This window comes from Paenibacillus sp. 2KB_22 (assembly GCF_052115745.1).
Taxonomy (GTDB): Bacteria; Bacillota; Bacilli; order Paenibacillales; family Paenibacillaceae; genus Paenibacillus.
The window spans coordinates 891,892-907,028 of the sequence record NZ_JBFRHG010000002.1 but is presented as its reverse complement, the minus strand read 5'-3'; the positions used below and the strand labels follow the sequence as shown (position 1 = coordinate 907,028).

The 15,137-nt window shown below is 46.3% G+C and carries 11 protein-coding genes; all 11 read left to right on the top strand.

The genetic code is table 11. The annotated features are described in order from the left end of the window. Window positions 1-22: 22 nt before the first annotated feature. The 11 genes from AB4111_RS15040 to AB4111_RS14990 all read left to right on the top strand — a co-directional run bounded on the left by AB4111_RS15040 (window position 23) and on the right by AB4111_RS14990 (window position 15,011). On the top strand, window positions 23-1,858 hold the full coding sequence (locus tag AB4111_RS15040) for a cache domain-containing sensor histidine kinase (protein ID WP_442032210.1): 1,836 nt from the start codon (window positions 23-25) through the stop codon (window positions 1,856-1,858). Beyond that, a complete protein-coding gene (locus AB4111_RS15035) occupies window positions 1,855-3,486 on the top strand; it encodes a response regulator transcription factor (protein WP_442032209.1) in 1,632 nt (543 codons plus the stop codon). The genes AB4111_RS15040 and AB4111_RS15035 overlap by 4 nt, the downstream gene beginning before the upstream one ends. Window positions 3,487-3,514: 28 nt before the next feature. Beyond that, window positions 3,515-5,161 (top strand): beta-N-acetylhexosaminidase, encoded by a 1,647-nt coding sequence (gene nagZ / locus AB4111_RS15030; protein ID WP_442032208.1) that lies wholly within the window; start codon window positions 3,515-3,517, stop codon window positions 5,159-5,161. A gap of 274 nt (window positions 5,162-5,435) precedes the next feature. After that, window positions 5,436-7,688, top strand: coding sequence for a stalk domain-containing protein (locus AB4111_RS15025; protein WP_253438847.1), 2,253 nt, complete (start codon window positions 5,436-5,438; stop codon window positions 7,686-7,688). A gap of 294 nt (window positions 7,689-7,982) precedes the next feature. Then, window positions 7,983-8,447, top strand: a complete 465-nt coding sequence (locus AB4111_RS15020) for a Fur family transcriptional regulator (protein ID WP_442032207.1) — start codon at window positions 7,983-7,985, stop codon at window positions 8,445-8,447. A 2-nt stretch (window positions 8,448-8,449) separates the two neighbouring features. Continuing rightward, window positions 8,450-8,701, top strand: a complete 252-nt coding sequence (gene yidD / locus AB4111_RS15015; protein ID WP_442032206.1) for a membrane protein insertion efficiency factor YidD — start codon at window positions 8,450-8,452, stop codon at window positions 8,699-8,701. A gap of 417 nt (window positions 8,702-9,118) precedes the next feature. Continuing rightward, window positions 9,119-11,179 carry a methionine--tRNA ligase gene (metG, locus tag AB4111_RS15010; protein ID WP_301290064.1) on the top strand — a complete coding sequence of 687 codons (2,061 nt, stop codon included), beginning with the start codon at window positions 9,119-9,121 and terminating at the stop codon, window positions 11,177-11,179. A gap of 305 nt (window positions 11,180-11,484) precedes the next feature. Beyond that, window positions 11,485-12,534, top strand: a complete 1,050-nt coding sequence (locus AB4111_RS15005) for a metal ABC transporter substrate-binding protein (RefSeq protein ID WP_442032205.1) — start codon at window positions 11,485-11,487, stop codon at window positions 12,532-12,534. Between the two features lie 99 nt (window positions 12,535-12,633). After that, a complete protein-coding gene (locus tag AB4111_RS15000; RefSeq protein ID WP_442032204.1) occupies window positions 12,634-13,392 on the top strand; it encodes a metal ABC transporter ATP-binding protein in 759 nt (252 codons plus the stop codon). 52 nt (window positions 13,393-13,444) lie between these two features. Further along, on the top strand, window positions 13,445-14,248 hold the full coding sequence (locus AB4111_RS14995) for a metal ABC transporter permease (RefSeq protein WP_017687569.1): 804 nt from the start codon (window positions 13,445-13,447) through the stop codon (window positions 14,246-14,248). Between the two features lie 49 nt (window positions 14,249-14,297). Further along, window positions 14,298-15,011: a cytochrome c biogenesis CcdA family protein gene (locus AB4111_RS14990; protein WP_442032203.1), complete on the top strand. Its 714-nt coding sequence runs from the start codon at window positions 14,298-14,300 to the stop codon at window positions 15,009-15,011. Window positions 15,012-15,137 lie beyond the last annotated feature (126 nt).

Sequence of the window (15,137 nt, the reverse complement as noted above, 5' to 3'; positions counted from 1 at the left end):
CAGTGAATAGGGAGAACGGGATATGAACTTGCGAATGAAGCTGGCCTTGGCATTTCTACTGCTGATCATTGTACCGATGTGTGCGCTGGGCATTGGCATGTTTCTGGTCACATCACATACGATTGAGAAAAAATACAATCAACAGGCCGAATATGCGCTTCAGGCTATTAGTTACAATATCGAGAATGTATTTCAGCAGATTAATAATGTTACCGACAACGGGATAGCGACATCTGTTTTCCAGATGGCATTGAACGCCAAAGATCCGACCAAGCAGGATCTGGGCACCGGTAATCAATTATCCCTGAATGCCAGCCAGCGCAATTTCCGTTCCCTTCTATATAATTATCCGTTCATCAGTTATGCCTTTTTATATGATTTGCGTTCTTCCGAGAACAACCAGATTGTCTCCATTTTCACCAAAGAAAATTTTCAAGCCCTTCCTTTTCAGCAATTTAAAGTGCATCCCTTATTTAACGAAATTCAGCAACTTAATGGCGTGCCCAAATGGCTCGCACCTCTGGAGTATCCCGAATTGACCGGGGTAGAACCTGTCTTCACTCAGATCAGGCTGGTCAAGGAACTCAGTTATTTTCAAAATATCGGCGTGCTTGTTGTTCAGATCAAAAAAGGAGAGATCGACCGGATCTTCCGTCACCTGCAAATCAGTGATTCGGCACAGGATACATCATTCCTGTTAATTAACGAAGAAGGGCTGATCGTCTATGATCCTGCAGGGCGTTATAACGGTGAGAACATGCAAAACCTTGGTGCTGAATCCGGCAGTTACGGTCCCGGCTTTAGCAGCGTCAGAATGGTCTTTGACGGCAAGGAGAGCATCATTTCGCAATATCATCTGAAGAACTATAATTGGAGTCTCGTCAGTGTGACTTCATGGGAAGCCTTATCTGCGGAAACAAATGCTTTTGCAGGTTGGTCTGTCATCATTATTCTATTCTGCCTGCTCGCAGCGATGATCTTCAATCTTTTTTTTATGAATCGCATTACGGGCAACATTGCTGTACTTGTAAGATTTATGCGCCGAGTTGATGATGGTGATTTTAATGCGAGGGTCGAAGGAAAAGGCTTTGACGAAATGCAGCTGCTTGCGCAAGGGTTCAATGAGCTGTTGGATCGTATTGGGGGATTATTCCGTCGTGTTCGGGCAGAGCAGGAGCAGAAGGCCCAAGCGGAACTACGTGTGCTACAAGCCCAGATCAAACCTCATTTCCTGTTCAACACATTGGAATCGATCAATGGATTGGCATTGCGCGGAGAGGGCCGCAAAGTAAGCGAGATGGTGACCAGGTTGGGCAATATGCTTCGTATCAGCATTCAGGATCAGGAGGAAATTCCGCTGAGTGAGGAAATAAGGCATTTGCAGAGTTATCTGGAGATTCAACAGTACAGGTTCAGTGATTTGTTCACCTATGAGATTGACATACCACCCCATCTATACAGTTCAATCCTTCTCAAGCTGACGCTCCAGCCTCTGGTGGAAAATAGCATTCAACATGGATTTGAGGGAATCACCTATCCAGGTGTACTGCGGATAAGCGCATATGCAGAACGGGATCAACTTGTGTTATGTGTTGAGGATAATGGGATCGGTATTCCCCAGGAAATGCTCGCACGATTTGAGTACATGGCAGCAGATCCGCCGGAAGACATGTTGGTGAAAGGGGCGGAATCATTATCGTCCATAACGGAACGCCGGGGATTGGGATTACGAAGTGTGGCAGATCGAATTCGTATTCAATACGGGGCCGGGTATGGCATATTTATATGTTCAGCACCGGGGTATGGCACAGTTATTCGATGCATCATTCCATTATATGAGCAGGAGGAAGCCGGATGAATCTGACTGCAATGCTGGTTGACGATGAGCTGCCGATTCTGGAGAATCTGAATTACATTTTACCATGGAAAGAGATGGGCATTGAAGTAACGGGTACAGCGAGAAGTGGCCTAGAAGCACTGGATAAAGTGACAGAATGTCATCCTGACATTATCTTATGCGATATTCGGATGCCGTCCATGGATGGATTGGAACTCATTCGGTTGCTGCGAGAGCAGGGTGAAACGTGTGAAATTATTTTGCTGACTGGGTATCAGCAGTTTGAGTATGCTCGGACCGCTATTCAATATAACGTGCATGAATACATATGTAAGCCCATCGATTATTTGAATCTGGAATATAAACTGCGTGAGCTTGCCGGACAGATCCAGAAGAGACGTATGGAAAACGAATCGCAACGTTATCGCAGCCAAGAGATGGAAAGCTGGATCAGACACAAACATTTGATTGACCTGTTGCGGGGAGAAGCACCGTTGAAAATTGCCTATCCTGCCTCTGTTCCTGAATTCATAACAACTGCTGCACCGTATACGTTGCTGCTGGTGGATGCGGTCGGTTATTTTCGCCATTCTATCGGCTGGTCCGAGCTTCAGCATGAGCGATGGCATGAGACCGTCAGTTCCAGACTTAGGGAAGTGGCAGAGAGCATGACGGGGGACTGTCAGATTCTTTCGACTCGCAAAGGTGAGTGGTGCATCCTGCTGGAGGCATCGGGTGAGTGGAAATGTCGCTCAGAGGAACTAGCCCATCAACTGTGTCACGAATTGAATGCGATCGTATCCTTGAATTCAAGTGTGAAGGTCAGGGTTGTTCAGGATGATGTGCCCGTGAACCTGGAAAGTCAAATTCTGGAGCGATACCGGCATTGTCAAAAAATACTGATGTCCCATTCGGAGAGTGAAGACAGGGTGCTGAGTTCGAGTTGTCCCGAAAGCACTTTATCGTATGATCAAGCGGCCTCCAAAGGGGCTAACTCATGGATTACAAGAGAAGATCTGGAGTTGGTTACTCGGTGGATTCGTCAAGGGAACAAGCAGGGGTTGCGCGATGTGTTGGGTCGGCTTAAACAGCGGATGGGGAATTCAGGACAATCCTTCAACAGAATAGATGAAACCAATCTTCGGTTTATGCTTGTACACATGCTTCGGGAACTGCGCGAAGTACAGGCCATCGCTGAAGAGCACGAAGTGAATTATTGGAATGCACTGCAAGGGGCTGTATCCATGAGGGAACTCCTTGAACTTGCAGAAGTCGTTACCCATGCCTCTCAAGGCAAACAAACGCAGCCACGTCCCTCTGTATCGGAACTGATCCTATCTGCATGTGAGTATATGGATGCACGGCTGCAACAGGACTTGGGAATAGATGAAGTCTCCGATTGGCTCGGAATTAGCCCAGGATACTTCTGCCAACTATTTAAAACCCAAATGGGTGTTACTTTTGTGGAATATATGACGCAGAAACGGATGGAAAGTGCTGCTTTGTTGTTGAGTACAACCGAATGGAGCATTACAGCAATTGGGGAAGCAACCGGTTTCAAGGAGCGCCGTTACTTCTCCAAGGTGTTTCATAAACACTTCCACATGAAACCTTCGGAGTACAGGCAGAGCAAACGACTGGGTTCGTAGTGGTAAGGTAAACGGGAGGAGAGGTCGAATGAGACCCTTGAATGAGCTGACGTTGGAGCAAAAGGTAGGCCAATTGTTGATGTGTGGATTTCACGGTCAGCAAGCAGATGAACAGATTACTCACTTAATCCGTGACTATCATATTGGGGGCGTCATTTATTTCCGGCGCAATGTGCAAAGTGTAGATCAATTGACAAGGCTGTCCGCCGAACTGCAAAATATGGCTGCTGCAGCGGGGGCAATACCACTCATGATTTCGGTGGATCAAGAAGGTGGCATGGTTGCACGGATTGACAAAGAGGGAATGACTCAAGTGCCGGGTAATATGGCACTTGGTGCGACAGGGAATCCGGAATATACCCTGGAGTGTACCCAAATTCTGGGGCGTGAGTTAAAAGGCATCGGTATCGATATGAACCTTGCACCAGTGGTTGACGTGAATAACAACCCGCTTAACCCGGTAATCGGTGTGCGTTCGTATGGTGAACATGCTGAAAGTGTGGCCGCTCATGGCGTAGCAGCCATCACAGGATACCAGTCACAGGGCATTGCTGCTACTGCCAAACATTTTCCCGGACACGGAGATACCGCCGTAGATTCTCATCTTGGTATGGTTACGGTACCTCATGATCGAAACAGGCTGGAACAGATGGAGCTGCTACCGTTTCGCCGGGCGATTGAGGCTGGGGTCGATGCTATTATGACAGCTCATGTGATGTTCCCTTCAATTGAGCCCGAGCCCATTCCGGCAACGTTGTCGCGTAAAGTTTTAACCGGTCTGTTACGCGAAGAGATGGGCTTTAAGGGCATTATTATTACAGACTGTCTAGAAATGCATGCCATATCCAAGCCGTATGGGGTAGCTGAAGCTGCCATTCGTGCTGTAGAGGCAGGAGCAGATCTAATTCTAGTGAGTCATACCCTTCAAGATCAGGTCGCTGCTGTGGAAGCCATTGTTCAAGCCGTTCGAACAGGGCGAATTACGGAAGATATCATTAACAAGGCACTGGAACGTATTATTACATGGAAGGCAGCGCGCTGCGGGTACCCGGACACTGGTCTTGATTCGCCTAAAGCAAGTGAAACGATCGAAGCAACCGATGTTGAACCTGTTAATTACAATGAATCCACTGAACCCAGTGATCCCAGTGAATTAAACGAATCGACGCTGTTCAAGATTGCTTCAAGCAGCATTACCATCGTTCATAATGATGGACTACTGCCGTTGGACCCAGAGAAGGACGTGCATGTCATCTGGCCTGAGGTTGTGCAGCGGACAGAGGTGGATGAACCATGGTCCCATACAGAATCGCTTGGTATAGCGTTATCGCAACTGCGAGGCAGAGTTCGTGAACACAACATTACAACTCAGCCCACCTATGATCAAGCGGATCGGATATTGGGTGAAGTGTTGGAAAGTGAGCAAGTTATCGTGTGTACGTACACATCTGCAGGTCATCTTCCAAAAGGGCAACAGTATTTGGTTGAAAAGCTGAGTGAGAATCATTCGCTGATTGTCATTGCTCTGCGCAATCCATATGATCTGCTGGAGATTTCGAGGCCGGGAAGTTATGTGTGTACCTATGAGAATACACCTGCAGTCGTCCGGGCACTGTCCCATGTGTTAACCGGTGAACTGCAGCCAACAGGCCGTCTGCCTGTCCGTTTGAGCTAGACCTATTTAATCTATACATCTCTCTGCGATATGGTGCTGATTGACCATATCGCAGAGAGATTTTTTTGTTGGAAGTTGTCAATGGGGAATTTTGGGATCTGATGACTAAAAGATAATGGATAGATAACTATTTTCATAGTATTTTCCTTCTATTAAAAGTTTACAATTCTCCTCTTAACTTTTTAGCAACTTTTCCCGGTTGCAAGCGTCTAATAATATGACTTTTTGAGGGGGATATTTATAAAATGGGAGCAGAAGGAGCCAAAGACAAAGAATGAATTTGAAGAAGAAATTGTCCATACTTACCGCTTTTGCTGTTTTTCAGGCGTTTGCAGTGATTCCTGCCAATGCGCAATCAGCAGTTAAGAGCGATACTACACCAGTGAATACAGCCAAAGTTAAATCCGTGGAGGTTGTGAAGAAAGAACAAACCATCGCGGAATCCGAAGTGAAATCCGAAACAAACACGCCAACATCAAATAATGAAACAACTGAAGAAGTGAATCCCGAAACCAATGTTCCTACAGGAACAGATGTTACTCCAGTTGATCCGGTAGAGGAACCGACGGACGAAGAAGGTACAGCTGAGGAAACACCAACACCTGCACCAGCAGAAGTAGAGCAACCGTCTACAGGGAGTTCATCTGTTGCTGGAGGCGGGGGTGGAGACCTCACTCTTTATATGAACAGTAATAAAATGATGCAAGATGGCAAAACATATCTTGCCGGACAGCCAATGGCTGTTAAAAATGGTGTATCCTATGTAGCCATCCGTGCTCTCGTTGATCGGGTTGGCTATGATGTCAAATATGATAACACAACCAAAGAAACGATCATTATTAGTGGTGAAGATGAGCTGCGTTTCAAAACAAACAGCAAAATCTATACCGTTAATGGTGTGTCCAGAACGATGAAGGGCGCGGCATATCAACAAAAAAATACGTTCATGGTGCCGTTGACTTCAATAACACAGGCTCTGAACATTACGTATAAAGTAAATCAATCTGCCAAAACGGTTGTATTGAATCTGAGTACCAAACCGGTAGCGAGCTTCACGGTACAAAAAGAGGTCTTTGCCGGAGACCAGGTAACCTACACAACCAGATCCAGCTCTCCCAAGGGACTTAGCATTGTAGATGAGCGTTGGACAGGTCGTCAGGATTCATTCGACCAACCAGGTGTATACACAGTAACCTATGCGGTCCAAGATTCAAGTGGTCAATGGAGTGATCCATATTCGGTTACGATTAAGGTTGAAAGACCGAATCTGCCACCTGTCGCGATGTTTACGACAGATAAAGAAGAATACAAAATGGGTGAGAAAATCACTTATATTGATCAAAGCACAGATGATGAGAATGCCATTGTAAAAACAGAATGGGATAACAATGCACTTGCATTCTTTGTTCCAGGACCGAAGACCGTAACGATTACAGTTACCGATAAACATGGTGCTAGCGATAGCTACACCAAGATGATCAATGTTACGGGAGAAACGCTATACAGTTTGACTGACTTCAATCAATTGTTTACACCAGTCGGTGAGAAGTTCACCTTCGACGGTGGTGGAGTACCGGCATTGGAGAAAGTTCCTTTCACTTATTATGATGAACCAAGTCTGCTGATCCGCAGTAACAGCCCAGAAACCGTGAATACGGAAGGCATTGTGTACAAGGAATCTTCCTTTGGACAGACACGTTTCATGATTCACCATGTGAACAACACGGGCAAAAATGTGAAAATGTATGTTGTAGCGACAAACAACAATGCATACACGGCGTCCATTGACCAGCAAAACATGGGCTTTGCAGGACCGTCTCCTTTTGCAACGGTAGCTGGAAAGTTGTCCATCGACCGTTGGTTCCAATCCATGCAGAATGGTACAGGACAAAAGAAAGTGTACATCCAACCAGGAGAGAGCAAGCTGATTCTCAATGATCTGAGTGTTCTCCCGATGAAACAGGGACAAGTCATCTCCTTGTATTCGGATGTATTCAGTGACTATGAACTGGATTACAACATTATCATGATCGAAGAAAACAAGGACCCGATGGAAGTGTTGTCGAGCCTGCCAGTTCTGGATCGTGATGGTGTTCACAACCGCGGAACGTACCCGAATGCAACACGGATCATTACGTATGATCAGGAAATAGGATCGAAGCCTGCACGTCTTCCACTTGGAGACAATGCAAGTGATCCGAACCTTGTGGGAACGGACCCTATGGCTTACACAGAAGCTTCCAACGCAGGTAACTTCGGTGTATTGTACAAAATTACATTGAATAATGTTGCTCCGCGCACGTTGATTTCATTCAACCCTCGTGGAGGCAGATACTCAGGTGTGGCACTCGTGAACGGACAAGTTGTTCAGATTTCCACAGGTAAATCTGTAACCGCACCTAATGAGCAAAGCGTAATGTATCGCACAGGTTCATACGGCGAGAGTGTAACCATTCTCTTCTCGGCGGCACCAGGAAGTAACTTGCCTGTTAACCTGCTGTTCACGCCGCTTCCGGCTGAAAAGTAATATCATGAACATGCACGGACGGTTTGGAGTGAAAGCTTATATCATATATACCCGTTCACCCCAAAAGTCGCCCGAACGATTGATCATCTGAACCGTCAGGAAGGGACTCCATCAATATGTAATGTCATTAGCTCAAAGCTAAACGTAATGGCAATGCATGTGTATGGAGTCCTTTTTATGTGTTGTTGGAATGACCTAACCCGGTGTCTTCGTTGACTCTAATCGTAATTTGATGCATTATTAGATGTATACAGAAGAGGCAAAATGCTTGTAAGACAGGAGGTGCTTTAGATCATGCTGTCGACAGAACAGATTATTTCGACTATGTCCTCACAGGGGCTCCGCATTACAGATCAGCGGAAAACACTGGCCCGGTTATTTGCCGAGTCCCCCGGGTATCTTACACCCAAGGACGTCTATGAATATATGGGTAAAACTTACAGCGGACTGAGTTTTGACACAGTATATCGGAATTTGCGGGTGATGCAGGAACTGGGTGTACTGGAACAGGTCATCTTCGAAGATGGCGTTAAATTCAAAGCACACTGTAGTGAAGATCATCATCACCATCATATGATCTGTCTGAAGTGTCAGAAGACTTATCCTATTATTTTTTGCCCAATGCAGCTTGCGGATGCCCCTGAGCAATTTCAGGTTGTGGACCACAAGTTCGAGGTGTTTGGATATTGCAAGGACTGTGCTGAGCATGCTCCGGCCAAAACGGCGTCGGGACATCATCACGCTCACGGGAAGCATTGACGATGAAGTTATCACGCAGAATCGCTCAGGCACCCATTCGTGTGTACCGCAACTATATATCTCCATTAACGCCGCCAACATGTAGGTTCTATCCAAGCTGTTCGGCTTACGCCATGGAGGCGATTGAATTGCACGGTGCCCTCAAAGGCTCGTTGTTAACAGCGAAACGTATTGCCAAATGTCACCCGTTTCATCCAGGTGGTGTAGATCTGGTGCCACCGAAGACGGAGAAGTCTACTCTGGTATCAGAGTAACGTTTATGCCTGAAGTATTCGGTGGCCTGTAAGCAGGCCGGGATTGAATTTGAGGATGCTGTCCACTTGACAAAGGGGCCCGCATTTCAGTATATTTTTCCTATATGATTTCCAGTGAAGGGATAAGTACAGACACACCCCCAGTGCAGAGAGCCGGATGAGCTGAGAACCGGTCTGGGAGGAGGATGGAACATGGTCCCGGAGGAACCTCTTTCGAGCGTGCAGACAGTGATTTCAGAGCTGCTGTCGTAAGGCTGAGGCGTGATCCAGCGTTAATGGGCGGTCGAAGGACCGACAGAGCCTATGTTTTGCAAAAAACATGGGGAATTTGGGTGGTAACACGTGAGAGCAACTCTCGTCCCATAGGGGCGGGAGTTTTTTGTGTTCTTTTTTAGTTGTTTTGGACGAAGGGATCACATGAAGCAGGAACATTCGAAGGAGGAGAAGTCATTCATGGCTGACCAAAAAACATTTTATCTGACAACCCCGATTTATTATCCGAGTGACAAATTGCATATTGGGCATGCGTATACAACTGTGGCGGGAGATGCGATGGTTCGTTACAAGCGTCTACGCGGTTATGATGCTCATTATCTGACAGGAACCGATGAACATGGCCAGAAGATTGAGCGCAAGGCACAGGAGAAAGGACAGACTCCGCAAGCTTTTATCGATGATATCGTTGTGGGGATCAAAGAACTGTGGAACAAGCTGGACATTTCCAATGACGACTTTATCCGTACAACCGAAGAGCGTCACAAAACCGTCGTTCAGGATATCTTTGACCGTTTGCTGAAACAGGGAGATATCTACAAAGGTGAGTATGAAGGCTGGTACAGCATTCCGGATGAGACGTATTACACGGAGACTCAACTGGTGGATGTAGAGAAGAATGAGAAGGGCGAGATTATCTCAGCCAAGAGCCCGGATAGCGGACACCCCGTTGAATTGGTCAAAGAAGAATCCTACTTCTTCCGTATGAGCAAATATGCAGATCGTTTGTTGAAATATTATGAAGAGAACCCGGGCTTTATTCAGCCGGAATCTCGTAAGAACGAGATGATCAACAACTTCATCAAGCCGGGTCTTGAAGATTTGGCTGTATCCCGTACTACATTTGAATGGGGCGTCAAAGTTAAAGGCGATCCAAAACACGTGGTCTACGTGTGGATTGATGCATTGTCCAACTATATTACAGCTCTGGGCTACGGTTCATCCGATGCATCCCTGTATAACAAGTTCTGGCCTGCAGATGTACATCTGGTAGGTAAAGAAATTGTTCGTTTCCATACGATCTACTGGCCAATTATGTTGATGGCATTGGATCTGCCTTTGCCGAAGAAAGTGTTCGCACATGGCTGGTTGTTGATGAAGGATGGCAAGATGTCCAAATCTAAAGGCAATGTGGTTGATCCAGTGACTCTGATTGACCGCTATGGTCTTGATGCACTGCGTTATTACCTGCTGCGTGAAGTACCGTTTGGTTCCGATGGTACGTTCACACCAGAGAGCTTTGTAGAGCGTGTCAACTCCGACCTCGCAAACGATCTGGGTAATCTGTTGAACCGTACAGTTGCCATGGTAGACAAATATTTTGAAGGCAAAGCCCCTGCGTTTGCTTCGAATGTAACGGAATTTGATGCTTCTCTGGAAGAAGCAGGCCATGCTACGGTGGAAAAAGTGGAACAGGCGATGGAAAACCTGCAGTTTTCCGTAGCACTGACAGCGATCAGCCAGTTTGTCAGCCGCACCAATAAATATATTGATGAGACGCAGCCATGGGCGCTGGCTCGTGATGAAGCGAAACGCGATGAATTGGCATCCGTTATGGCTCACCTGATCGAAAGCTTGCGAATTGCTTCGATTCTGTTGCAACCGTTCCTGACTCGTGCTCCTCATAAAATTTGGGCACAGCTCGGCATTCAGGAAGGTGAACTTACGGCTTGGGATACAGCTAAGCAATGGGGTCTGGTTCCAGCTGGAAACGCATTGCAAAAAGGTGATCCAATCTTCCCGCGTTTGGACTCCGAACAGGAAATTGCTTATATCTCCGAAGCAATGACTGGTGGCCAAAAAGCAGCAGAGCCTGAAGCAAGTCAAGCAGATGCTGGAGCTTCAGCAGCTGTTGAACCGGTAACAGCACCAGAAGGTACGGAAGAGATCGGGATTGATGATTTTGCCAAGGTTGAACTGCGTGTGGCTCAAGTCATCTCCTGCGAACCGGTCAAAAAAGCGGATAAGTTGCTGAAATTGCAGCTCGATCTGGGTTATGAGCAGCGCCAAGTCGTCTCTGGAATCGCGAAGTTCTATTCACCAGAAGAGATGGTTGGACGCAAAGTCATCTGTGTAACTAACCTCAAACCGGTGAAACTTCGTGGTGAACTGTCTCAAGGTATGATCCTTGCAGCGTCCCATGGCGACCAGCTTACACTTGCTACAGTACCAGACAACATGCCTAATGGCGCACAAGTGAAATAAAAAGAATCAATTTCATAATACCTTTAGCTGCTTCAATCAAGGGTAGATATTAAAAATCCTTTTTTATGAGTTATGAAATTGATTCAAATACTGTCGTAACTATGACTCAAGGTGGCCCGAAGTAATTCGGGTCCCTTTTTTTGTCGATATAATTTCGTACCTGACTGGAAGAGAACAAGCATATACTGTTATAACTCCGTAGTTCAGGAAAGAATGAATAGGACGTGATAGCTTGACAAGTAGGGTCAGGTTACCTATAATTCTTTCAGTAATGTTTACGATTAAGAGATGCGGAGTGAATCATAATGACATTTTATAAAATGCAACATCAAGTTCCGGATAACCGGACAGGGAAGACGAGCAAAAGAGGCAACATCAAGTTACTGTGGACGGGTTTCCTTATTCTCAGTTTACTGGTATTGTCTGCGTGTGGGCAGGATAACTCCAATAGTGCGACGATTGTGGAAGGTAAGGTAAACGTTGTGACGACATTTTATCCTGTATATGCTTTTACGGCTGCAATTGGTGGTGAAGATGCCAATGTCATTAACCTGCTGCCAACAGGAGTAGAACCACATGACTGGACTCCAAAGAGTCAGGATATTGTCAATACGTCCAAGGCACAGTTGTTTTTCTATAATGGAGCTGGACTGGAAGGATGGGTTCCGAATTTCCTGAAGTCGCTGAATAGCGATACACAGGTGAAGTCTGTTGCCGTCAGCGAAGGTGTGAAGCTGTTGACCGCTGAGGGTGACGATGGGCACGGTCACGGCGAAGAGCATGAAGACGAACATGCAGATGAGGCTACCAGTGAAGAAGATGTCGCTGATCATCATATTGATCCACATACGTGGGTTAGTCCGAAATCTGCTATGATCATGGCTGAGAACATCAAAAATAGTCTGGTCGAGGCAGATCCTGATCACACAGCAGGTTACGAACAACGTTATGAAGAGCTTCGTACCAAGCTTGAGACGCTGGATCAGCATTTTACAGATGAATTGGCTAAAGTGCCAAACAAGGAAATTGTGGTATCGCACCAAGCGTTCGGCTACCTTGCACGTGATTATGGACTAACTCAGCATGCTATTATGGGACTTTCCCCGGATGCTGAACCGACAGGGCAGGATATTGTGAAACTTGCGAAACTGGTTAAAGATGAAGGCATTAAGTACATTTTCTTCGAAGAGCTGGTATCTGACAAATTGGCGAAAACACTGGCAAGTGAAGCAGGAGTGGAGACCATGGTCCTTAATCCAGTTGAGGGATTGACCAAGGAGCAGGCAACCAACGGGGATGATTATTTCACCCTGATGGAGAAAAATTTGCAAAATCTGCTGATCGCATTAAAATAAGATAGAATGAAGGATTCAGATCAAAGAGTCTTTACCGTTCGCGGTGAAGGCTCTTAGGACGCTATGCAATCCTTATATATAATGAAGGGCGGCTTTGCCATGCAGCAAATCATGCCACTATGTCATGATCCAATTATAGAGATCGAGAAACTATCATTTTCCTACGGGGACCAGCGAGTGATTGAGAATCTCGATTTTATGGCCCAGGAACGGGACTTTGTCGGGATTATCGGTTCCAATGGGGCGGGTAAAACGACATTGCTGCGTATGCTGGTAGGACTTCTTCCTCCTGCGCAGGGAGATATTAAACTATTCGGACAGTCGATCCGCAAGTTCAAGGACTGGGACCGAATTGGATATGTGCCACAAAAGAATGCATTTAACCCGTTATTCCCTGCGACCGTTCGTGAAGTGGTCATGTCCGGTTTGTACAATAACAAAAACATGTTCCGTCGTATGTCTCGCAAATGTCAGCAACAGTGCACAGATGCGATGCAGGTTATGCGGATTGAAGATCTGGCGAACAAACGAATTGGTCAATTGTCCGGTGGACAGCAGCAACGTGTATTTTTGGCACGAGCGCTTATCAATCACCCGGATCTGTTGATTCTGGATGAACCCACAGTAGGTATTGATGCTGAATCACAGGCCAGTTTCTTTGAACTGATTACCCATATGCATGAACATCACCGCATGACTTTTCTGATGGTGTCTCATGATATGGATCGGATGGAGAGTTATCTGGGTTCTGAAGCTGCGGTAACGAATGGCAAAATTAATTTCCATGTCCGTCATTCGCATGAGGTACAGGATTGTGCTGAGACCAATCTGCAACATACCACCGCACAGGTACGCTAGCCGTATTTATGGCGCATTAGATTAGAGTAAGGCCGAAGGAGTCGTGTTTGTTTTGGAAATATTAATGAGTGATTTTTTTCAGCGTGCGCTGGCGGGTGGGTTGCTAATCGGCATTACCGCTCCGTTAATCGGACTGTTCCTGGTCTTGCGGCGGTTATCCATGATCGGAGACACCTTGTCTCATGTGACCATTGCCGGGGTTGCACTTGGATTCCTGATTGAAGTGTATCCCATTGCGGTAGGCTTGATATTTGCCGTGCTGGCTTCATTTGCGATAGAGAAATTGCGCAAAGCGTACAAGAGTTACGCCGAATTATCGATTGCCATTATCATGTCCGGTGGAGTGGCTCTTGCATCCTTGTTCTTCACGCTGGGCAAAGGATATAATGCAGATGTCATGAGTTATTTGTTCGGTAGTATATATACCTTAGACGCTACGGATCTGAAGCTGGTAGGTGTGGTTACGCTGATCGTGGTAATTGTAGTGGCATTGTTACATAAGGAATTTTTCCTGCTCAGCTTTGAGGAAGATGCAGCAGCGGTTACAGGATTGCCTGTGAGAATTCTGAACATGTTAATTACTGTGATGACAGCACTCGTTATTAGTACGGCGATCAAGATTGTCGGCGCACTTCTGGTGTCAGCGCTATTGACCATTCCGGTAGCGGTCAGCCTGTTGATGGCTCGAAGTTTCAAATCCGCGATAATTCTGTCCGTCGTGATCGGTGAAATTGCCGTAGTCCTTGGATTGGTTGTTGCAGGCATCTGGAACCTCGCACCTGGAGCAACGATCGTATTATTGCTGATCATGATGCTGATTCTGACGATGATTGGAAAAAAAGGGTTCCGAGCCTGACGACTGAACGAGCAAGCACGTGAGCCCGGGGAAGGGAGACATCCGCTTCATGCCTGATGTTAATGTATGGATGGCTTTTGTAGCAGGTTTGGTCTCATTTATATCACCATGTTGTCTTCCACTGTACCCGTCATACCTCTCCTACATTACAGGGATGACGGTGCAACAATTGAAGGATGACCGCAATCAGCGAGAAGTCCGCTTTAAGACCATGACGCACACGCTGGCGTTTATTCTGGGCTTCTCGGCTGTGTTTTATTCATTGGGCCTGGGTGCCGGACTGTTTGGCCAATTCTTCAATGATAACCGCGGACTGATTCGGCAATTGTCTGCGATTTTGATTATGCTTATGGGCTTATTTTTGCTAGGTGTGTTCAAGCCGCAGTTTCTAATGAAGGAACGAAAGCTGGATATGAAGTGGAAACCAGCTGGCTATCTGGGCTCTTTCATATTTGGTATCGGTTTCTCAGCAGGATGGTCGCCTTGTATTGGTCCCATTCTAACAGCGATTATTGCAATGGCTGCGAGTGAGCCCACAACCTGGCTGGCACTAATTACAGGTTATACCGCAGGGTTTGCCATCCCGTTCTTCATTTTGGCGTTTTTCATTGGTTCGACACGCTGGATCTTACGGTATTCCAATGTCATGATGAAAATCGGGGGAGCATTGATGCTGTTCCTTGGGATATTGCTTTTTACAGATCAAATGACGAAGATTACGATCTGGTTGCAGCAGATTACACCAGACTGGATGATTATTTAAACGGATGAACTGAAATTAGATTTTTATTATGCATGATAAAGCAGGCTACATGTTAACCAGAGTCACTCTGGGTCATGTAACCTGCTTTTTAATCGTTTGGTATGAATGTTTATACCAGCATCACTA

Excerpts from the sequence above, each read along its gene's own strand:
- AB4111_RS15040 (WP_442032210.1), top strand. The coding sequence starts at position 23 with ATGAACTTGCGAATGAAGCTGGCCTTGGCATTTCTACTGCTGATCATT.
- AB4111_RS15035 (WP_442032209.1), top strand. The coding sequence starts at position 1,855 with ATGAATCTGACTGCAATGCTGGTTGACGATGAGCTGCCGATTCTGGAG.
- nagZ (WP_442032208.1), top strand. The coding sequence starts at position 3,515 with ATGAGACCCTTGAATGAGCTGACGTTGGAGCAAAAGGTAGGCCAATTG.
- AB4111_RS15025 (WP_253438847.1), top strand. The coding sequence starts at position 5,436 with ATGAATTTGAAGAAGAAATTGTCCATACTTACCGCTTTTGCTGTTTTT.
- AB4111_RS15020 (WP_442032207.1), top strand. The coding sequence starts at position 7,983 with ATGCTGTCGACAGAACAGATTATTTCGACTATGTCCTCACAGGGGCTC.
- yidD (WP_442032206.1), top strand. The coding sequence starts at position 8,450 with ATGAAGTTATCACGCAGAATCGCTCAGGCACCCATTCGTGTGTACCGC.
- metG (WP_301290064.1), top strand. The coding sequence starts at position 9,119 with ATGAAGCAGGAACATTCGAAGGAGGAGAAGTCATTCATGGCTGACCAA.
- AB4111_RS15005 (WP_442032205.1), top strand. The coding sequence starts at position 11,485 with ATGACATTTTATAAAATGCAACATCAAGTTCCGGATAACCGGACAGGG.
- AB4111_RS15000 (WP_442032204.1), top strand. The coding sequence starts at position 12,634 with ATGCAGCAAATCATGCCACTATGTCATGATCCAATTATAGAGATCGAG.
- AB4111_RS14990 (WP_442032203.1), top strand. The coding sequence starts at position 14,298 with ATGCCTGATGTTAATGTATGGATGGCTTTTGTAGCAGGTTTGGTCTCA.